The organism is Streptomyces sp. NPDC085927 (assembly GCF_044540975.1).
Taxonomy (GTDB): Bacteria; Actinomycetota; Actinomycetes; order Streptomycetales; family Streptomycetaceae; genus Streptomyces; species Streptomyces hirsutus.
Genome location: NZ_JBITSN010000007.1, coordinates 371,946 through 392,086, shown reverse-complemented (window position 1 = coordinate 392,086; position 20,141 = coordinate 371,946). Strand labels below are relative to the sequence as shown.

Here is a 20,141-nt window from a genome sequence, read left to right as displayed (position 1 = left end):
CCGCCGCCCTGCGGTACACGCGGGCAGGGCCCGGGTCCCGCTCGTCGGGGCCGGGGCCCGGGGCGCCGAGGAGAGGCTGCCTGGTCAACCGTTCGCCGGGGTCGGCCTCTTGAACATCCGGGTGGCCGTGATCTCGCTGTGCACGGCTTCCTCTCCGGAGGTCTCCCGCGGCAGGCCCGGCCTCAAGTGCTCCTCGACACTGATGTACTTGAGGCCCGCTCGCAGGTCGGCGTCGTTGCGCAGACGGATGACCAGGGGGAACTCCGCGAGTGCCGTCGTGTCGAACAGGCCGGTGGTGTAGAGGAGCTGCACGCCGAGCGCGTCGGCCACGGCCCTCTGGAGCTCCAGCAGGTAGGTGGCGTTGGCGCGGCCGATGGGGTTGTCGAGGAACAGGGTGCCCGCGTGCCGGTGCCGGTCGCGGCCCCGGTCGTTGGAGCGCAGGGCTGCCATCGTGCAGTACAGGGCGATGGCGGCGGTGAGCAGCTGCCCTCCGGAGAACACGTCGCCCATCTGTCCGACGGGAACCCGCTCGGCGCGCAGCACGGCGTCCGGCTTGAGGATCTCGACGGCGATGCCCTTCGGCCGGAGGGCGGCGGCGACTCCGCGCAACAGCAGGGAGATGCCGTCGCGGCGCAGGTCGGAGTTCTTGCGGAGGGCTGCGCGGGTCGCCTCGTCGACGACCTCGCCGAGCCGTTCGGTGAGGGTCGCCTGGTCGGGTTCCTCGAAGCGGATACGCAGGAATTCCTGCCCCGACCACTCGCCGAGTCCTTCGGGCAGCCGCGACAGGCGCTGGGCGGAGCGCAGAGTGGCGAGGGCCGATTCGACGAGCCCTCGGAGCCGGTCCACGATCGAGTCGCGGTTGCGTTCCAGCTGTTCCAGTTCGTCGGTGAGCACCCGGAGCCGGGGCGCGAAGGCGTCCGCCCACTTCTGGGCGTGCTCGGGCAGTGCCGAGGCGGGCAGCTCGCGGATCTGCTGCCGGGCGGGGGTGCGGACCTGCTCGTAGCGTGTGGAGTTGGCGTGCCGGACAAGGATGTCGCTGGCCTCGCGCACCGTGGATTCGGCGGCGGACAGGTCGGCGGCGCAGCCGCGGAGCGACCTGCGGGCCTCCGCGGCGGACCGGCGGGCCTCCTCCGGACTGCCGGGGTAGGGCTCGGGCTGCTCCGGTTCCTCCTCGGAGGTGTGTTCCCGCAGCAGGTCGCGGAGCATGGCGGCGATCTCGTCGAAGCCTTCGGCCGCGTCCTCGGCGCCGCGGTGCGCGGCGAGGAGATCGCCGTGGACCTCCCTGGCGCTGTCCAGCTCCTCCGTCCGGGAGGCCAGTTCGGCCGTGGCGGTGCGCGACAGCGCCTGGGCGTGCTCGGCGTCGCGCGGCACCATTTCCCCGGGGAGCGCGGTGTGCTGCCCGCCGTCCTCGGGCGCCAGCCGCTCGGCCTCACCGCGCAGCCGCCCGAGCTGCTCGCTCGCGCTCGACATCCGGGTCTCCAGGAGCTGCACCAGTTCCTCGGCGCGGGCTGCGGCGGCCTGCCGGCTGGGACCGTCCGAGCCGTCGGGTGACTCGAGCAGCTGCTCCGCGCGGTTGCGGACCTTGTTGCTCAGCCGGTCCAGCTCCGCGCGGGCCGCGCTCTCGTCGCTCTCCGCGCGGGCCTGCTCGGCGCGCAGGTCGGCGCCGACGCCGACCTTCTCGTACACCTGGGAGGCGGCACGGTACGCCTCCCGCAGAGCGGGCAGGGAGATCTGCGACGGTTCGGTGCCCGCCCCGGCCGCGTCGTCGGGTACGTCGTCGGGGGCGCCCGCGATCTCGGAGCGCTCGGCGCGCAGCGCACGCGCGGTGCGCCGGGCGTCGTCGGCTGCCCGCTGCGCGCCGCGCCGGTCCTCGTCGGCGGTCCGCGCGCGCTCCAGGCAGGCCTGGGCGCGGGCCTCGGCCTCGGCGGCGTCGTCGGCCAGTTCGCGCAGTTTGGCCTGCCAGCCTGCCCGTTCGCGGAGCCGGAAGGCGAGTCCCGCGAGGGCGTCGGCGGCGCGCCGGGCCTTCTGCGCGGTCTCCTGGAGCTCGTCACGCACCCGGGCGGCCTCGGCCGCGGCCTCCTCGGCCTCCGCCCGCACGGCGCGTGCCTCGGCCAGCTCCGCCTCGGACTCCTCCGCGAAGGCGCGGGCGTCGTGCGCCGCGCGGGCCAGTTCGGTGAGCCGGCCGGGCGGGCAGCCGGTGCGCCAGGAGGTGAGCCGTGCGGTCAGCTCGCGGTCCTTGGCGAGCCGTGCCGCGAGCGCCCGGATCTCCTCGTCGCGTGCGGTCGCACGGGCGCGCAGCGTCTGCCGTTCCTCGTCGGCGGCGTGTTCGTCGTGCATGGCCGGGTTCGGCGGTACCAGGAAGACGTCGCCGGTGTCCGCGCCCGATGCCGGGGCCGGCGCGAGGAGGGCGGCAGCCGTGCCGACGGCGACGGCGGAGCGGGGCAGCAGGGCGGCGTCGCTCAGGGCCGCGCGGGCGCGGGTGTGGGAGTCCGGGTCGGTGATGACGACGCCGTCGACCAGTTCGGGGCGGGCGGCCAGCACGCGCGCGTGGTCGGCGGGGTCGACGGCCTGGGCGAGGTAGCGCCAGCCGGGCAGGGCGGGAATGCCGTGCTCGCCGAGGAACTCGACCGTGGCCAGCACGTCCGGTCCCGGCGGCAGCAGCCCGCCGTCGCCGAGGGCGCCGAGGATGCGGGCGTCGTCGGCGGCGGCGGTGCGCAGTTCGAACAGCTGGCGTTCGGCGGAGGTGACCGCCTCCTCGAGCAGTTCGCGCAGGTCGTCGGCGAAGCGGTCCAGTTCCGTGGCGGTGAGGGCGCCTTCGGTGACGGGGCCGTCGCCCGGTGCGGCGTCCGTGTCGGGGCGGGGCCGCGGAACGGAGGGACGGGACTTCGTTCCGGGCAGACCGAGGAGTTCGGCCGGCCGTTCCTCCGCGGCGAGGGCCTGTGCGGTGCGCAGCTCGCCCTCGTGGGCGCGGCCGGCCGCCGTGGCCGCGTCCGCCGCGCGGGCGGCGGTGAGTTCCGCACGGGCCTCGACGGCGGCGGCTTCGCGCGCGTGCTCGGTCGCCCGTTGGGACGTCTCGCGGGCCGCGTCCCAGGCGGTGACCGCGCTCTTCTCCGCGTCGCTGGCCGCGAGCGCGGCGCGGGCCGGGTCGGCGTCGGGGGCGCTGTCGTCGAGCCAGCCGGCCCGGACGGCCTCCGTGGTCTCCTGCTCGACCTCGGCGAGCCGCTGCCTGAGGTGGCCGATCTCGCTGCGGGCGCGCTGTGTCTCGGTGGCGGCGGCGGTGGCGTCGCGGTGGGCGGTGTCGCTGACCTCCTGGAGGGCGGCGGACCGCTCCTCCTCCTCGTTGGCGAGGTTCTCGGCGTTCCGCGCGGCCGTGTGCAGGGCGCGTACGAGGTCGACGGCGGCCTTGGCACGGGCGGCGAGCGCGGGCGCCGCGTCCCGCTCGGCCTCCTGGATCACGGCGGAGACCCTGGCGACCCTGTCGGCGGCGGCACGGTGGCGCAGCGCCGCCTCGGCGGCCTGCCAGGCCGCGTACAGGGTGCGGGCGTCGGCGAGTTCGCGCTTCTGTGCGGCGGCGGACTTCTCGGCCGCTGCCAGCGCCAGGGAGGCGTGCCGGTAGGCGATCTCCGCGGAGATCTGTGCGCTGTGCTCGCGGGCCGCCCCGGCGCGGGTGACGGCGTCGGCGGCGGCGGTGACCCGGTGGGCGAGGTCGGCGGCGCGGACGCGTTCCTGGCGGCCGCGCGCGGAGAGCCTGCGGGCCAGGGTGCGGGTGCGTCGCTCGGCCGCGGTGTGGATCTCCCGTGCCCGGGTACGGGCGCCGGTGGCTTCGACGATCCGGCCGAGCAGTTCGACGGACCCGGCGGTGAAGTCCCGCTCGGCGATCAGCTCGGCGCGCCGGCCCAGCTTGCTGCCGAAGCCGCCGACCAGGTCGGCGAGTCCGTCGGTGTCACGGGTGTCGGTGACGGCGCGCAGCAGCAGGTCGGTGAAGTCGGAGTCCTTCTTGACCGCGAAGAGGCCGGCGGCCTCGCCCTCGTCGGCGTTCATCTCCCGCTGGTAGCGGAAGAGTTCGGGGTCGAGTCCCAGGTCGCCGAGGTGCTCGGTCCAGCGCTCGTGGGTCTCCTCCCAGTGCACCTCCAGGTGCGGGTACGTCTTGCCCGCCTCGGTGAGCGCGTCCCGGAAGCCCTTCATGGTGCGGCGGCGGCCCCGCGCGCCCGACTGGCCGTCGGCGGGCGGCCGTACGGCGGTGGCCTCGGCGACGGGAAGGTTGTCCAGGCTGAGCCCCGGACCGGGGCGCAGCGAGTACCAGGCCTCGGCGAACTTCCTCGGGTCGTTGGAGACCTGGCGTCCACGCCATTCGCTGACCTTGCCGACGACGACGCACTCGCCGGTCAGCACGTGCTGCCATTCCAGGGCCACATGGCCGCAGTCGTCGGCCAGCAGGAACTTGCGCAGCACGCCGGAACTGGCGCCGCCGAGGGTGTTGCGGTGGCCCGGGAGCATCACGGAGAAGATCAGTTTCAGCAGGACGGACTTGCCGCCGCCGTTCTCCAGGAAGAGCACCCCGGCGGGTGCGGGGCGGCGGGGCGGGCCGACGGGCTCCTCCGCAAAGAACTCCGCCTGCGTCGGCGCGGGTTGCGGCACGGTCTCGCCGACACCGCGCAGGTCAAGCACGGTGTCGGCGTAGCGCGCACCGGCGGGCCCGATGGAGTAGAGGCGGACCCGGGACAGCTCGTACATGGCGGACTCTCGAAGTCTTCGGCAGGTCGGGGTGGTTCGGGACGACAGGGAGGGGCGGGGAGGGGGACGCGGACGGGACAGCGGGTTCGGACGGCGGTCGTAGGGCGGCAGCCGTGGGACAGCGGCGGTGCTGGAGCGGCTCAGGTGGAGTGGAAGGGCAGACCGGCGTCGGCCACCAGGTCCAGGTCCTCTCCGCTGTCCGCGGGCAGCAGGGTCGGGGTGCCGTCGGTGACCGGGACGACGCCCAGCTCCAGCAGTTCGGCCAGGGCCGCACTGCCGGCCAGGTCGCGCACCTGGAGCTGGTAGCGGGCCGTTGTGCGGTAGGTGCCGCCGTTGTCGTCGCCGGTGCGTTGCAGGAAGCCGGAGTCGGTGAGGAAGGTGACGGCCTTGGCGACGATGCCGGTGGTCGAGCCCGCGAGCCTGCGGGCGTCCTTGGTGGCGCCGGTCGCGCTGCGTCTCGTCCAGACCCGCCAGGCCGTCTCCAGCCCGGGGGCGTCACTGGCCGGGTCGGTGTTCTCACCCTGTTCCGCGGCCCGCTCCTCGAACCGGTGGCAGGTCTGGCGCACGAAGGCGTCGACGCCGTTGACGGTGACCCGCCCGATGTAGCCGTCGTCGGCGAGGTCCTCGGGGCGAGGGAACGCCATGACGGCGACGGCGAGGTGCGCGAGCCCGTGCAGGAACCTGTCTCCGCCGTCGGCGGAGGTACGCCGCGCGTAGTCGCCCATACGGACGGCGAACACCGAGTCCTCGGCGGCGGTCACGGCCATTCCGGCACGCGGGGACACCTCCAGGACGATCAGTCCGAGGCCGGTGGCCACGGCGTCGGCGAGCCGCGCGAACGGCGGGTCCTCACGGTAGCGGCGCAGCAGGTCCGCGTACTCCTGGTCGCGGGCCGGCTGGAGCTTGGGCTGGAGGCCGAAAGCGACGAGCCGCGCCGCGTCGGCGGCGTCGGCGGGGGTGACGGCGCCGCTCGCCGGTGCGACGGCGGGCTCCGCCTCGCTCCACTCGGCATACTCGGTCACGGACACGGTTCCTCCTCGCACGGGACGACGACGGGGGCGGCAGGGACGACGGGCAGGGCGGTGACGGCGCCGCGGGCAGCGCGGAGCGTACGGGCAATGGGGGCAGTGGGGGCAGTGGGGGCAGTGCGGGCAGTGCGGGCAGTGCGGGCAGTGCAAACGGCTGCCCCGGGGCCACCGGCCGCGGCCGGCTCCCGGGCCCCCGGCGAAAGGCTCCTCACGCCGCCTCCGTCCGGTCCGCCGCCATCCCCGCCGCGTCCAGCAGGGCCGTGCCGACGATGAGGTCGGCGCCGCCGAACTCGGGGTCGTGCAGCTCGACCCCGTCGTCCACCGCGAAGAGCAGCCGCCGCTCGCCCTGGCGGTAGGCGGTGCCCACCGGGGGGCTGGCCGCATGGACCGCCAGCAGTGCCACCAGGTACGGCAGTTCGGGGTCCTGACGGCGTGCCTCCGCGAGCAGTCCGGACAGCCGGCGGGGCGCGTCGGCCGGCAGTTCCAGCAGCGCGGTCGCGGTCGCCAGCTGCTCCTCGGTGAAGCGGCTGTCGTCCGGTGTGGCGATCAGGTCGGGGTCCGGCATCTCGGCGCCCAGGTGCTCCCGCTCCACCGGCGGGGTCAGCAGGATGTCGACGAGGTCGGCGACCCGGACGGAGACCGGTGTACGCAGTCCGGTGCCGCGGGCGAAGAAAGTGTCGGTGACCCGGACCGCCTGCTCCAGGGGGAGAGGGAGCAGCGGCGCCAGGAGGTGTCCGTAGAGGTCCGTGCCCGAGGACGAAGCGGGGGTGGCGAAGGCCTGCCGGTCCTGTTCGGCACGGAACAGCGGGCCGGCCTCCAGCAGCCGGGACTGCAGCTGGGTGTGCCTGCGGATGCAGTCCTTGACGATGTCCACCAGCTCGGCGGCCCTGCGCTTGTGCTCCGGTTCCTCCGACTCGTCGCGGGCCTTGCGGATGTTGGTGAGGATCGCGTTCTCGTGGCGGTACCGGTCCGCGACGTGGTCCAGGGCTTCGGCGATCATGTCCGGGACCGCGGTGAGCCAGTCCACCGCGCGCACGTTGCGCCGGGTGGCGTCCAGGGCCCGGCGCAGGGATTCGGAGTACTGCACGGTCCGATAGCGGGCCTGCTCGGCGGCGAGCTGGGCGTCGGCGAGCCTGCCCCGGCTGATGAGCACCTCGAGCTTGACCTCGGCGGCGATCTGGGCGCTGGTGACGTCGGTGTCCAGGGCGCCGACCAGGACGTTGACCGCCTCGTCCGTGGTGCGGAGGTAGACGGTGCCGCCGGGGCCGGGGACCTCCTCGATCAGCTTGAAGTCGTAGTCGCGGCGGACGTAGGCGCCGTCCGCGCCGAACACGCCGTACACCGCCCGGAAGCCGCGGTCGACGCTGCCGACGTTGATCAGGTTCTCCAGGACCCAGCGGGCCACCCGCTCGTGCTCACCGGCGGGTCGGCTCGGGGCCTGGGCGGCGATGCGCGGGACGAGCCGGGCCGCTATCTGGTCGTGGTCGGCGCCCGTGTCGAAGTCCATGTTCAGCGTCACCAGGTCGATGGCCGCCAGCGCGATCTCCGCCATGCCGTACACCGAGTACTCGCCGGCCAGGTTGGCCTTGCGCGCGTCGAGGTCGTGCAACGGCGCGGTGCAGGCGAGCGCGCGCAGCCGCCGGGCCAGCCCCTCGTCGGCCGCCGGGCCCGGCGCGGGCCGCGGCCCCGCGCTGAGCTGGGGCGGAGCACTGTCCGTCGATGCTGGTGAAGTCACGGTGCACAGACTAGGTCCTCGATCTGACAACGACCCAAACGAGGCAGATGCGTCACGGTGTCGCGGTTGTCACACGTCCCGTTCCTCCTCCCTCGTCCCGCACCGGTGCGCCTCCGCTTCACTGCGGCAGGGCACCGCTGAACCCCTGGAAGGCGCCCGGCCGCTGCGCCCCGCCGACAGCGCGGCCGGTACCGCCATCCGCCGTCGGTGCGACGCCCCCACACCCTCGGTCAGCGAGTCCCCGGGGGCCATGAAGCGCACGGGTCTCCCTGCGGGTCTCACAGCGCACCTCCCGGCAGCACCGCGGGCGCGGCCCGGCCCGGCGCCACCCCCTCCCGCGCGCCTTCCCCCGCGCTTCCCCTCGCGTCGTCGTCCCGTACGGCCGCCTGTCGCGGGGCCTCGTGGGCGTCGAGGAACGCCGTCACCGCCGCCGCCCACCCGAAGCGTTCCGCACGCGTGCGTGCCCCCTCCCGCCGCTCCGTCTCCGGCCGCCCCAGCAGGAGTTCGACGGCGTCCGCGAACGACTCCCCCCGGTCCGCCGCGGTCGCCCCGGAGGAGCCGATCACCTCCGGCAGCGCGGACGAGGCACTCGCCACCACGGGCGTGCCGCAGGCCATCGCCTCCAGCGCGGCGAGTCCGAAGGTCTCCGCGGGTCCCGGCGCCAGACACACGTCGGCGGAAGCCTGGAGGGCGCCGAGGAACGTCCGGTCGAGGACGTGGCCCAGGAAGACGACGGGCAGTCCGCGTTCCCGCGCGCGCTGTTCGAGCCGCGTCCGCAGCGGCCCGTCACCGGCCACCACCAGCACCGCCTGCCGTCCGCGCCGTCGCAGCGCCTCGAGCGCGTCCAGCGCCGTACCGGGCCGCTTCTCCACGGACAGCCGGGTGCAGGTCACCAGCAGTGTCTCCGCCGCGCGCGCGTAGCCGGCCCGCACGGAGGGGTCGCGCAGCGCGGGACGCCGCTCCGTCAGGTCGACGCCGAGCGGCGCCCGTACGACGTTGCGGGCCCCGATCCGGGCGAACTCCCGCTCGGCGAACTCGGTGGTGCACACCACGCGCGCGTACGTGTGGGCGGTACGGATGTTGAGGGCGTCGGCGGTGCGCCGCGCGGCCCCCTCGGGCATCCCCCAGGTGCGCAGCACGCCGTCAACGGTCTCGTGGGAGACCATGACCGCCGGCACCCGGGCCCGCCGCGCCCACCTCCCGGTCCAGCGCAGGGTCGTACGGTCGGACACCTCGAGCCGGTCGGGAGCCAGGTCCTCGAGCAGGGCGGTCAGCCGCCGCTTGTCGGTGAGGACGCGGTAGCCGCCGGTGCCGGGCAGCAGTGGTCCCGGCAGGGTGATCACCCGCCCCTGTTCGGTCTCCCGGTCGCCCGCCCGGTCGCCGGGGACGACGAGTACGGACTCGTGCCCCGCCGCCCGGTAGCCCTTGCCGAGCTCCCGCAGCGCGGTGCGCAGTCCGCCGGAGGCCGGTGCGACGAAGTTCGCGAGCCGTACGATCCGCAGCGGACCTCCGGTCCCCCGCGCGCCGTCCGCCGCTGTCAGAGCTGCGGCGGCGGACGGCGCACCGGTCGGCGGAGCGCCCGTTCCCGCGGTCCCGTTCATGCCGCCACCGCCGTCCGGCGCCCGGTCAGCACGTCCTCGTAGTGGCCGATCAGCCGGTCCCCGACGGCGGCCCAGGTACGTCCCTCGACCATCGCGCGCCCCGCCGCCCCGTAGGAGGTCCGCAGTCCGGGGTCGGCGGCCAGGGACCGGACCGCGTCCCGCACGGCGGCGGCGTCGCGCGGCGGCACCAGGTACCCGGTGCGCCCGTGGACCACCAGGTCCAGCGGGCCGCCCACGGCGGGCGCGACCACGGGGATGCCGCTCGCCATGGCCTCCTGCACGGTCTGGCAGAAGGTCTCGAAGGGGCCCGTGTGGGCGAAGACGTCCAGCGAGGCGAAGATGCGGGCGAGTTCGTCGCCGGTGCGGCGCCCCAGGAAGACTGCGCCGGGCATGGCCCGTTCCAGGTTCGGCCTGCTCGGTCCGTCGCCCACGACGAGCACCCGTACTCCGGGCAGGGTGCTCGCCCCGGCCAGCAGCTCGACCTGCTTCTCGGGGGCGAGCCGGCCGACGTAGCCGACGATCAGCTCGCCGTTCGGGGCGAGTTCCCGGCGCAGCGCCTCGTCGCGCAGGCCGGGTCGGAAGCGGACCGTGTCCACGCCGCGCGGCCACAGTCCGACCCTGGGGACGCCGTGCGCCCGGAGGTCGTTGCGTGCGGCGCCGGACGGGGCGAGGGTGAGGTCGGCGGCCGAGTGCACGGACCTGATGCGGCGCCAGGCCGCGGCCTCTCCGGCGCCCATGTACGTGCGGGCGTACCCGGCGAGGTCGGTCTGGTAGACGGCGACGGCGGGCAGTCCGAGGCGCGAGGCCGCCGCCATGCCCCGCACCCCGAGCACGAAGGGGCCGGCCAGGTGGACGAGGTCGGCCCAGTGCCCGGCGATCGCCGCGGTGACGCGTCGGCTGGGGAGAGCGACGCGGACCTGCGGATAGCCCGGGAGCGGAAGGGAGGGGATCCGGACGACGGGGCAGGGAGCCCGGTCGTCGGACTCGTCGCCCGCGGTGGCCGGGGCGACGACGACGGGGACGTGACCGCGGTCGACGAGGTGCCGGGCGGTCTGGAGCGCGCAGTGAGCCACGCCGTTCACATCGGGGGGAAAGGATTCGGTCACGATGACGACTCGCATACGGGTGTTCTCGCCGCGCCGGACGTGGCCACGTCAACGTGGATCTTTCCGGCGGGGGAACGTCCCGTGAGCGTTGCCTCGCGCACCCACGCGGGCCGAACGCCGTCCATACGCGCCTGACCCGCGGGTCGTCCCTTGTTCACACCGCGCGCGCCCGGACGGTCACACGACGCTCTCCCCTGGACCGATCCGGCTGCGTACGGCGGTCTGCACCTCGGCTTCCTCCGCCGGGTCGGCGGCGAGCCTGCGCAGACGCTCGACGACCCGGGTGTCACCGGTCTCGGCGTGCCGCGCGGCGATCTCCCGGGTGGACTCCTCGCAGTCCCAGAGGCACTCGACGGCGAAGCCGCTGCCGTAGGAGGGGTCGGTGGCGGCGAGGGCGCGGGCGGCCCGGCCGCGCAGGTGGGAGGAGGCGGTCTCGCGGTAGATGTGGCGGAGTACGGGAGCGGCGCAGGCGATGCCCAGCCGTCCGGCGCCGTCGACGAGGGTCCACAGGGTCGGCGCGTCGGGGCCCTCGCCCCGCACCGCCTCGCGCAGGGCGGCAAGGACCAGGTCGCGGTCCTGGACACCGCCCCGGCAGGCGAGGACGCGGCCGGCGGCGGCGCCCAGGGCGTCGGGCCGGCCGGCCCAGCGGCGCGCGCGGTCGACGGCGGCGAGGCTCCGCATCCGTTCGAAGGCGTCGAGGGCGGCTTCCACGACGGGCGCCGGCCCGGTGGCCACGGCGCGCTCGATCAGGGCGAGGGCATCCGGATCGTTGCTGTCGGCGAGGTAGCGCAGAGCGGTGCAGCGGGCGCCCTCCGTGCCGTCCTCGGCGGCACGGAGAATCTCGGACCGGTCCTCGGGGCCGGCCACGGCGGCGAGGCAGCGGGCGGCCGGGACATGCAGGGCGGCGCCGCGCTCGTTTCCTTGCTGGGCCCATGCGAACACGGCCTGCACGCTCCACCCGGGGCGGGGCCCGGTGGGGCGCATCTGCCGCTGCCAGCGGTCGAAGCAGCCGGCCTCCTGGGCGGCCCGCACGCGCGTGGCGACGGATTCGCGCGGATCGTCGGCCCACAGGCGCCAGGGGCGTGGTTCGAAGGCGTCGCGGACGGTGGCGGCCAGTTCGGCCTCGCCCTCGGGGTCGGTGGCGAACCGCGCGAGCACGGGGGCGGCGAGGGCGCGCAGGCCCGCGTCGTCGTCCCGGAGGGCCAGTTCGTCCAGGGCCCAGGCCCAGTTGGCGCCCTGGGCCGCGTACCTGCGCAACAGGGCGAGCGCGTCCCGCCTGCCGTAGGAGGCCAGATGTCCGAGCACGGCGAGGCTGAGGCCGGTGCGTGACTCGTCGGTGTCGAGGACGTCCTCGGCACCGACGAGGTGGGCCTCGATGGCGTCCAGTTCGCCGTGCAGGTCGAGGTAGAGGCGGGCGTAGTAGAGGGAGCGGTTCTCCACCTGCCAGTCGTGGCGCGGGTCGTGGAGCACGCAGTGGTTCAGGGCCTCGAGCGTTTCGGAGCGCGGGGCGGTGAGCGCGTGCAGCGTGCCGTCGCCGCGACCCCGCTGGAGCAGGCCGAGCAGCGTACCGCTGGGCGCTATGACCGGATCGAACATGGGAAACAGCCTCACATCAAGCGTCGACGCAACCGGGGACCTGCATTACCTGGCCGCGTGCCAACACGTCGGGGCGCCCGCCGTTTCCTGCTTGCTGTAGACCATCTTCCTCTGCCTCTCGTCGGTGGCCCGTGCGGGCCGCGTCACGGCCCGCGTGGTGCGGCAACATCTGCCCAGCCATCGCCTCCGTGAATCACGTCGTCATGATGACCCGGCGGTCACATCCGCCGCGACCGAATTCCGGCGGCCTCGTACCGCCTCCCCCGTTCACCGTGTGTTTCCGCCGCTGTTCCCGTGTCTTCGCCGACCGGAGCGTGCGCGCCCGTGCGGCTCGGTGCCGTCCGGCGCGTTTCACCGGTGCGCTTCAGTTCGCGCCGAACAGCTCGAGCAGCTCCGCGCGGGCGAACATCCGGGCCGTGTCGACGGCCGAGGGAGTGCCGGCGGCCGGATCGGCACCGCCTTGCAGGAGGACCTTGACCACTTCGGTGTCGCCCTTGAAGGCGGCTCCCGCGAGCGGGGTCTGTCCCCGGTCGTTGATCCGGTCGGCGTCGGCGCCGCGCTCCAGCAGCGCGCGGACCGCGTCGGCATGGCCGTGGTAGGCGGCGAGCATCACGAGCGAGTCGCCACGGTCGTTGGTGAGGTTGGCCGGCACGCCCGCGTCGACGTAGGCCGCGAGCTCCTCGGTCCGGCCGCTCCGGGCCATGTCGAAGATCTTGGTCGCCAGTTCCACGACCTCTGGGTCAGGGGCTTCAGTCATATCGGCCGGACCGCCTCTCACCACGGATCATTCCGCACATCGGGGACAGGGCGTACGTCTGCGAGCGGTGCAGAGCCGTACAGGTGAATCGCCAGGGTACTGGCTCGCGCGGCACATGGGCCGACGTGCCCGAGGCAAAGATCACGGCAGACCGGGCCGTGCGCAACCGCCCACGTCGTTCCGGCTGGGAACAGTACGCCGACCGGGCGAAATCAGCCAATTTTCACCCAGTTGCACCTTTTATCGTATGGATACATCCTGTGATCCTGGAAGTACTCATGGTGACTGTCCCCCCGTGAACCAGGAGAACTCGCATGATCCTCTCGATCTCAGGCGTCGTCCTGCTCGGCATCGTCCTCTTCATCCTCTGCCGCAAGGACGGCCTGAAGCCGTTGCACGCCGTGGTGGCGATGCTGTTCGGCTTCTATCTGGCCAGTACGGCCATCGCGCCGAGCATCAAGGCCGGCGGCGAGAGCCTGGCCGGCCTGCTCGGCGGTATCAGGTTCTGACCCAGTCCCAAGCCCCCGCCCACCCGTATCCCACGCCCTGGAGGCAGCAGTGGCCCGGCGTCCCCTCCCCCGCATCCTGAGCAACCGCGGCGCACACCTCGCCCGGAGCCGGGAGCTGGCCCGGACGGCGGCCGACAGCGCCACCGACGTCCTCCACCCGCTGATCACGATCGCGCGCGGACTGCGCCGGCTGGCCTCGGCCGGGCGGCGCAAGGTGGCCGACACCCCCAAGGACCGGCGCGGCGCGCTGCTCTTCATGGTGGCGTCGGTGATCCTGGTCGTGCTGCTGCTCCCGTACGGTCCGCTGCTCGCCGCCATCAGCCTGATGGCGGCAGCCGCCTGGCAGGGCCGGGACCGCGCCCCGGCCGCGCCCGAGGGCCCCGACGAGTCGCAGACCCAGCGCCTGAAGTCGCTGTACGACGCCCTGGTGCCGTACTTCTCCTCGGCCGGTGACCCCGACCCCCTCTACACCCACGGCGGCTCGTGGGAAAAGGCCTTCCCGGCGTACGAGTTCGACGGCACGGGTCGCATCACGCACCTGGTGATCGTCTACCCCGCGTACTACACCGACGGCGAGGCGGAGTCCCGCGCGCGGATCGAGCATCTGCTCGCCGCCAAGTCGGGGCGCGGCCGCGAATACCACTTCGCCTGGGACGAGGAGGGCAACCAGCTCACGGTCCAGGTTCTCGCACCGCTGCCCGCCGACATCGCCGCCCAGCGCTTCGTCACGTCTCCCGGTGAGACGGTCCTCGGTTTCACCGACCCCACGCAGGTGTGCCGGACCCTGCCGCTCGCCCACGGTGAGGAGCGGCGCGACGTCCCCCCTGTCGTCTGGCGCACGGGCATCCGCTCCACCGAACCCCATCTGCTGGCGGCCGGGCAGCCCGGCAGCGGCACTTCCACCCTGCTGCGCTCCGTCGCCCTCCAGGCACTGCGCCACGGCGACGTGGTGATCGTCGACGGGGGCGGCACCGGTGAGTACGCGTGCCTGACCGGCCGGGACGGCGTGCTCGCCGTCGAGTGCGGTCTGGCGGGCGTGCTGGAGAGTCTCCGGTGGGCCGCGCACGAGACGGAGCGCCGCCTGATCGCCGCCAACCGCGCCCACCAGGCGGGTGATCCGCCGCCCGAGGACACCAAGCGGCCGCTGTGGATCCTGCTGGACCGCCCGAGCGCGTTCACGCACCTCGCGGCCGCCGACGGCCGGGAGGACCCCCAGTCGCTGCTCCAGGTCCCGCTGCGGCACGGCCGCCCGGCGAACGTCACGGTCGTCGTCGCCGATCAGCTCGACAGCCTGGAGACCCTCAGCGACGCGGTACGGCAGCACACACGCGCGCGTATCCTCCTCGGGCCCGCGACTCCGGAGCAGGTGGCGGCCGTCCTGGGCGCTCCCCCGCACACCACACCCCTCGATCACGTCCCCGCGGGTCGCGGCTACGCCCGCCTGGGCACGGGTCCGGTACACCGCCTCCAGGTCCCGGCCACCCCGAACCCGTACGACGACACGACCAGCGCCGGCCACCGGCAGGCGGTGCTGGACCTGCTCCCGGCCCGCTCCCCCCAGGACGGCACACGGACGGCGCCGACGCGGACGGCGCCGGAGCGGACGGTCCCGGAGCCCGGCCCCGCGCGCAGAACTGCGGCGGACACGGCGTTCGTGGACAAGCACTCCCTGGAGAAGGGGCCTGTGGGCCCGGCTGCCACGGACGAGACCGTCACAGAGCCGTGTGCGGCGGACGCGGACAAGGCTCCTCTGGAGCCGGTCCCCGCGGAGGCGGCCGCCGCCGAGTCCTCCTGAGGGTCCGGTGCACACCAGCGGGCACACCCGCGCCGCCCCCGGGCGCGGGTACCACTCCGTCCGCTACGCCACGAAGATGCGCGGCGCCTCCACCCCCGTCGTCCCGCCGTTCTCGACCACCCGTGCCGCCGCGGCCAGCCGTACCGCCGCCTCCTCGGCCACCGCCCCGCCCACGGTGAAGGGCAGCCGCACATACCCCTCGAACGCCCCGTCGACCCCGAAGCGGGGCCCCGACGGGGCCCGCACTCCGACCCGTTCCCCGGCCTCGGCGATCCGCGATCCCGAGAGCCCTCCGGTGCGCACCCACAGGGTGAGTCCGCCCCGCGGAACCTCGAACTGCCAGTCGGGCAGCTCCCGGCGCACCGCGCCGACCAGCGCGTCCCGGTTCTCCCGGGCCTGGGCGCGCCGGATCTCCACGGCCCGCTCCCAGCCGTCCGTGCCGAACAGCCAGTTCACCGCCAGCTGCTCCAGGACGGGCGTACCCAGATCGGCGTACGCGCGCGCGGCGACGAGGCTGCGGATCACCTCGGGGGCCGCGCGCACCCAGCCGATGCGCAGGCCGGCCCAGAAGGCCTTGCTCGCCGAGCCGACCGTGATCACCGTGGACCCGGCCGGGTCGAAGGCGCACACGGGGCGCGGCATCTCCACGTCCGGGTCGAGCCAGAGCTCGCTCATCGTCTCGTCGGCGACCAGCACCGTGCCCGCCGAGCGCGCCGCGTCCACGAGCCGGCGCCGCTGGTCCTCGTCGGCCAGCGCGCCGGTCGGGTTGTGGAAGTCGGCGACCACGTACGCGATGCGCGGTGCCGCCTCACGGAGCACCTGGCGCCAGCGGTCCATGTCCCAGCCGGCCAGCCCCTCCGCCATGGCCACGGGGACCAGCCGGGCCCCGGCCTCCCGCATCAGCTGGAGGATGTTGGCGTAGGACGGCGACTCGACGGCGATGCGCTCGCCCCGTCCGCCGAAGAGATGGCAGATGGCGTCGATGGCGCCCATAGCCCCGGTCGTCACCATGATCTGCTCGGGCATGGTCGGGATGCCCCGCGCGGTGTACCGGTCGGCGATCGTCGCGCGCAGCGCGGGCAGTCCGGCCGGATAGTCGCCGTGGGTGTGCGCGTAGGGCGGCAGTTCCTCCAGAGCGCCCTGCACGGCGCGGGTGAGCCAGGGTTCGGGCGCGGGCAGCGCGGCGCAGCCGAGGTCGATCATCGAGCCGAGGGCCTCGGGGGGCAGCGGTTCCAGCCCTCGCGCGGGGACCGGGTTTCCGGCCGGGACGGCGGTCCAGCTGCCGGCACCGCGCCGCGACTCCAGGAAACCCTCTCCCCGCAGCGCCTCGTAGGCGGCCGCCACGGTGGTGCGGCTGACGGACAGGGCCAGGGCCAGTTCCCGCTCGGCGGGCAGTCTGGCGGCCACGGGGACACGCCCTTCGAGCACCAGGAGCCGGATGCCGTCGGCGAGGGCCCGGTAGGCGGGCAGGCGGCGGGTGCCGGGGCCGGCCGGGCGGTCCTGCTGGGAGTTGAGCAGCCGGGCGAGCTGCGCCGCGCCCACCGCCGAGGTCCACTGCCCCATCCCGATCAGTCCACCTTCCCCGAATTGGCTATGGATGAGATCTCCATCCACGCCACATGGTGTCACACACCGGTCCACTTCCATCCCAGGGGGACACCTTGTCCAGCCACCCGCCCCGGCACGGGCATCTCGCACGACGGCTGTTCCAGCTGTACGCCGGGCTGGCGTTGTACGGCGCGAGTTCGGCGCTGCTGGTCAGGTCCGGGCTCGGCCTGGAGCCGTGGAACGTGCTGCACCAGGGCCTGTCCGAGCGCACGGGCCTGTCGATGGGAGTGGTGCTGACCGTCCTGGGTGCGGCCGTGCTGCTGCTCTGGATCCCGCTGCGCCAGCGCCCGGGGCTGGGAACGGTCTCCAACGTCCTGCTGATCGGCGCGGCCATGGACGCGACCCTGATGGTGGTGCCCGAGGTGCACGGCACGGTCCTGCGCGTGCTGACGACGGCGGCCGGCATCGTGCTGAACGGCGCGGCGACGGGGCTGTACATCGCGGCGCGCTTCGGTCCGGGGCCGCGCGACGGGCTGATGACGGGGCTTCACCGGCGCACAGGGGCGTCGATCCGGCTGGTGCGCACGGTGATCGAAGTCACGGTGGTCACCACGGGCTTCGTCCTCGGGGGCACGGTGGGCGTGGCGACCCTGCTGTACGCGGTGACGATCGGCCCGATCGCCCAGCTGTTCCTCCGGCTGTTCGCGGTCCCCCCGGCATCCGACGGCCGCGCGGTCGTTGCCGCGGGTCAACCGGGCGGGGTGATACTGCGTCCGTGACCGCACCGATACGCCACCCCTACCTCGACCATCCCGGCCCGATCGCCTTCGCCCACCGCGGCGGGGCCGCGGACGGCCTGGAGAACACCGCGCGCCAGTTCCGGTGCGCCGTCGAGGCGGGCTACCGGTACATCGAGACCGACGTCCACGTCACCCGCGACGGCCGGCTCGTCGCGTTCCACGACGCGAGCCTGGACCGGGTGACGGACGGAGCGGGCCTGATCGCCGACCTGCCGTGGCGGGACGTGGAGCAGGCGCGGGTGGCGGGCCAGGAGCCGGTGCCCCTGTTCGAGGAACTGCTCACCGCCTTCCCCGGGGTGCGGTGGAACGTCGACGTCAAGGCCGAGCCGGCCCTCCTGCCCTTCCTGGAGCTGATCGAGCGGACGGACGCCTGGGACCGGGTCTGCCTCGGCTCGTTCTCCGAGGCCCGCGTGGTGCGTGCCCAGCGGCTGGCCGGGCCCCGTCTCGCGACGTCGTACGGCACCCGGGGGGTGCTGAACCTCCGGCTGCGGTCGTGGGGGGTGCCGGTGACGGTGCGCCGGTCGGCCGTCGCCGCCCAGGTGCCGGAGGCCCGGTCCGGCGTCCCGGTGGTGGACCGCCGCTTCGTGCGCACCGCCCATGCGCGCGGGCTCCAGGTGCACGTGTGGACGGTCAACGACCCCGAGCGGATGCACCGGCTCCTGGACCTGGGTGTGGATGGCATCATGACCGATCACATCGGCACACTGCGCGAGGTCATGGAGGACCGCGGGATCTGGGTCTGACACCCCGTCCGGCCACCGAGCGCGTTCACGGGGAAGCGAGGGCACGGGTGGGCAACGACACCGTGCGGTCACCGGCGGCGGACGAGGCGGCCGGCCGGCGGTACGAGCAGCGTGGCTGGTACGTCTACGACTGGGCGTGCTCCGTGTACTCCACGAGCGTGCTCACCGTGTTCCTCGGCCCCTACCTGACATCGGTCGCCGAGGCCGCCGCGGACACGGACGGGTTCGTGCACCCGTTCGGCATTCCGGTGCGCGCGGGGTCCTTCTTCGCGTACGCGGTCTCCCTGTCGGTGATCCTGGCCGTGCTCGTGATGCCGCTGGTGGGCGCCGCCGCCGACCGCACCGGCCGCAAGAAGCCGCTGCTCGCGGCCGCCGCCTACACCGGGGCCGCCGCGACGGCGTGCATGTTCCTCCTCGAGGGCGAGCGCTATCTGCTGGGCGGCGCGCTGCTGGTCGTGGCGAACGCGGCGCAGTCCGTGGCGATGATGCTCTACAACTCCTACCTGCCGCAGATCGCGACGCCCCAGGAGCGGGACGCGGTCTCCTCGCGGGGCTGGGCCTTCGGCTACGCGGCGGGCGCCCTCGTCCTCGTCGCCAATCTGATCCTCTACACCGCCCATGACAGCTTCGGGCTCTCCGAGGGCATGGCGGTCCGCATCTGCCTGGCGTCGGCGGGCCTGTGGTGGGGTGCCTTCACCCTGGTGCCGCTGCGGCGCCTGCGCGACCGCCGCGCCCCCGCGCGGGAGGCGGGCGCCCCGACCGGCTTCCGGCAGCTCGCGGCGACCCTCCGCGACATGCGCCGTCACCCGCTGACGCTCGCCTTCCTCCTGGCGTACCTGGTCTACAACGACGGCATCCAGACGGTGATCTCGCAGGCCTCGGTCTACGGCTCGAAGGAGCTGGGGCTCGGGCAGTCCACTCTCATCGTGGCCGTGCTGCTGGTCCAGGTGCTGGCGGTGGCGGGCGCACTGGCACTGGGCCGGCTGGCGCGGATCCACGGGGCGAAGCGCACGATCCTCGGCTCGCTGGTCGCCTGGACAGTGACCCTGGCCGCCGGGTACTTCCTGCCCGCCGGGGAGCCGGTGTGGTTCTTCGTCCTGGCCGCGGGGATCGGCCTGGTCCTCGGCGGCAGCCAAGCGCTGTCCCGGTCACTGTTCTCGCACCTCGTGCCGCCCGGCAAGGAGGCCGAGTACTTCTCGGCGTACGAGCTGAGCGACCGCGGGATGAGCTGGCTCGGACCGCTGCTGTTCGGACTGACCTACCAGCTCACGGGAAGCTACCGGGACGCGATCATCTCGCTGGTGGCCTTCTTCGTACTCGGTTTCGCGCTGCTCGCGCGGGTACCCGTGCGCCGGGCCATCGCCGAGGCGGGGAATCCCGTTCCGGAGAGGATTTAGCACTCGGCACGAAAGGGCGGTAGTGTACGCGTTTGGCCTGCCAGGTGTACCGTTACTGCGCGTCAAAGATGCCGAAACGCTGTGTCATACCTGTCATCAGATGTGACAAACCGGGCGCCGGTGGGTACTGCACTGGTTGAGAAGGCTGCGGCTACGACGGCGACACATGGCCCGGAACGGGAATCTTTACCGCCGACCGGACGTTGACCGGATGACGACGACAGCGACACCTGTCCTGTGGGCGACAAGCCCGGGAGGCACGATTCATGAGTGAGCGAGCTCTTCGCGGCACGCGCCTCGTGGTGACCAGCTACGAGACGGACCGCGGCATCGACCTGGCCCCGCGCCAGGCCGTGGAGTACGCATGCGAGAAGGGGCACCGCTTTGAGATGCCCTTCTCGGTCGAGGCGGAAATCCCGCCGGAGTGGGAGTGCAAGGTCTGCGGTGCCCAGGCACTCCTGGTTGACGGCGACGGCCCCGAGGAAAAGAAGGCCAAGCCCGCGCGTACGCATTGGGACATGCTGATGGAGCGACGTACCCGAGAGGAACTCGAAGAGGTCCTCGAGGAGCGTCTCGCCGTTCTGCGCTCCGGCGCGATGAACATCGCGGTTCATCCCCGGGACAGCCGAAAGTCGGCTTGATCCCGGCGAAGGATCCGGGCGGGAGAACTCAGCACAGCAGCGCAGAGGACCGCGGGGGGCCGGGCCCAAGGTAGGGCCCCCCCCGGCCGCGGCGGGGGGGGTGGAGGGGGCGGGGGCCGCGCCCCCGGGCGCGGACCCGGGGGGGGGCGGG

General features: G+C 74.0%; 14 protein-coding genes. 6 read left to right on the top strand and 8 right to left on the bottom strand.

Annotation, left to right across the window (positions count from 1 at the left end; translation table 11 throughout):
* Positions 1–84 precede the first annotated feature (84 nt).
* The 7 genes from ACIF80_RS21440 to ACIF80_RS21410 all read right to left on the bottom strand — a co-directional run bounded on the left by ACIF80_RS21440 (position 85) and on the right by ACIF80_RS21410 (position 12,557).
* Positions 85–4,734, bottom strand: a complete 4,650-nt coding sequence (locus ACIF80_RS21440) for a hypothetical protein (protein WP_399806812.1) — start codon at positions 4,732–4,734, stop codon at positions 85–87.
* A gap of 140 nt (positions 4,735–4,874) precedes the next feature.
* Positions 4,875–5,756: a hypothetical protein gene (locus tag ACIF80_RS21435; RefSeq protein WP_399806898.1), complete on the bottom strand. Its 882-nt coding sequence runs from the start codon at positions 5,754–5,756 to the stop codon at positions 4,875–4,877.
* A gap of 214 nt (positions 5,757–5,970) precedes the next feature.
* Complete coding sequence (locus ACIF80_RS21430; protein ID WP_399806811.1) at positions 5,971–7,497, bottom strand: hypothetical protein; 1,527 nt, start codon at positions 7,495–7,497, stop codon at positions 5,971–5,973.
* A gap of 278 nt (positions 7,498–7,775) precedes the next feature.
* Positions 7,776–9,098 (bottom strand): glycosyltransferase, encoded by a 1,323-nt coding sequence (locus ACIF80_RS21425; RefSeq protein WP_399806808.1) that lies wholly within the window; start codon positions 9,096–9,098, stop codon positions 7,776–7,778.
* On the bottom strand, positions 9,095–10,219 hold the full coding sequence (locus ACIF80_RS21420; RefSeq protein WP_399806805.1) for a glycosyltransferase family 4 protein: 1,125 nt from the start codon (positions 10,217–10,219) through the stop codon (positions 9,095–9,097). Before ACIF80_RS21420 ends, ACIF80_RS21425 begins: the two co-directional genes overlap by 4 nt.
* A gap of 162 nt (positions 10,220–10,381) precedes the next feature.
* Positions 10,382–11,800 carry a HEAT repeat domain-containing protein gene (locus ACIF80_RS21415; protein WP_399806802.1) on the bottom strand — a complete coding sequence of 473 codons (1,419 nt, stop codon included), beginning with the start codon at positions 11,798–11,800 and terminating at the stop codon, positions 10,382–10,384.
* Between the two features lie 364 nt (positions 11,801–12,164).
* Positions 12,165–12,557: an ankyrin repeat domain-containing protein gene (locus ACIF80_RS21410; protein WP_399806799.1), complete on the bottom strand. Its 393-nt coding sequence runs from the start codon at positions 12,555–12,557 to the stop codon at positions 12,165–12,167.
* A gap of 314 nt (positions 12,558–12,871) precedes the next feature.
* Between ACIF80_RS21410 and ACIF80_RS21405 the strand changes: the two genes are divergently transcribed.
* Together ACIF80_RS21405 and ACIF80_RS21400 are read left to right on the top strand one after the other, a co-directional pair.
* Positions 12,872–13,066, top strand: coding sequence for a membrane protein (locus ACIF80_RS21405; protein WP_042173973.1), 195 nt, complete (start codon positions 12,872–12,874; stop codon positions 13,064–13,066).
* A 49-nt stretch (positions 13,067–13,115) separates the two neighbouring features.
* A complete protein-coding gene (locus tag ACIF80_RS21400; protein ID WP_399806796.1) occupies positions 13,116–14,861 on the top strand; it encodes a hypothetical protein in 1,746 nt (581 codons plus the stop codon).
* A 63-nt stretch (positions 14,862–14,924) separates the two neighbouring features.
* On the opposite strand, the gene ACIF80_RS21395 is transcribed toward ACIF80_RS21400, so the two are convergent.
* On the bottom strand, positions 14,925–16,424 hold the full coding sequence (locus ACIF80_RS21395; RefSeq protein WP_399806794.1) for a PLP-dependent aminotransferase family protein: 1,500 nt from the start codon (positions 16,422–16,424) through the stop codon (positions 14,925–14,927).
* Between the two features lie 98 nt (positions 16,425–16,522).
* Between ACIF80_RS21395 and ACIF80_RS21390 the strand changes: the two genes are divergently transcribed.
* The 4 genes from ACIF80_RS21390 (at position 16,523) to ACIF80_RS21375 (ending at position 19,990) form a co-directional block, all read left to right on the top strand.
* A complete protein-coding gene (locus tag ACIF80_RS21390; RefSeq protein WP_399806791.1) occupies positions 16,523–17,188 on the top strand; it encodes a YitT family protein in 666 nt (221 codons plus the stop codon).
* Positions 17,185–17,952: a glycerophosphodiester phosphodiesterase gene (locus ACIF80_RS21385; protein ID WP_399806788.1), complete on the top strand. Its 768-nt coding sequence runs from the start codon at positions 17,185–17,187 to the stop codon at positions 17,950–17,952. Before ACIF80_RS21390 ends, ACIF80_RS21385 begins: the two co-directional genes overlap by 4 nt.
* Positions 17,953–17,999: 47 nt before the next feature.
* Positions 18,000–19,349: an MFS transporter gene (locus ACIF80_RS21380; RefSeq protein WP_399806785.1), complete on the top strand. Its 1,350-nt coding sequence runs from the start codon at positions 18,000–18,002 to the stop codon at positions 19,347–19,349.
* A gap of 266 nt (positions 19,350–19,615) precedes the next feature.
* Complete coding sequence (locus tag ACIF80_RS21375; protein WP_003977404.1) at positions 19,616–19,990, top strand: RNA polymerase-binding protein RbpA; 375 nt, start codon at positions 19,616–19,618, stop codon at positions 19,988–19,990.
* The last annotated feature ends 151 nt before the right edge of the window (positions 19,991–20,141 follow it).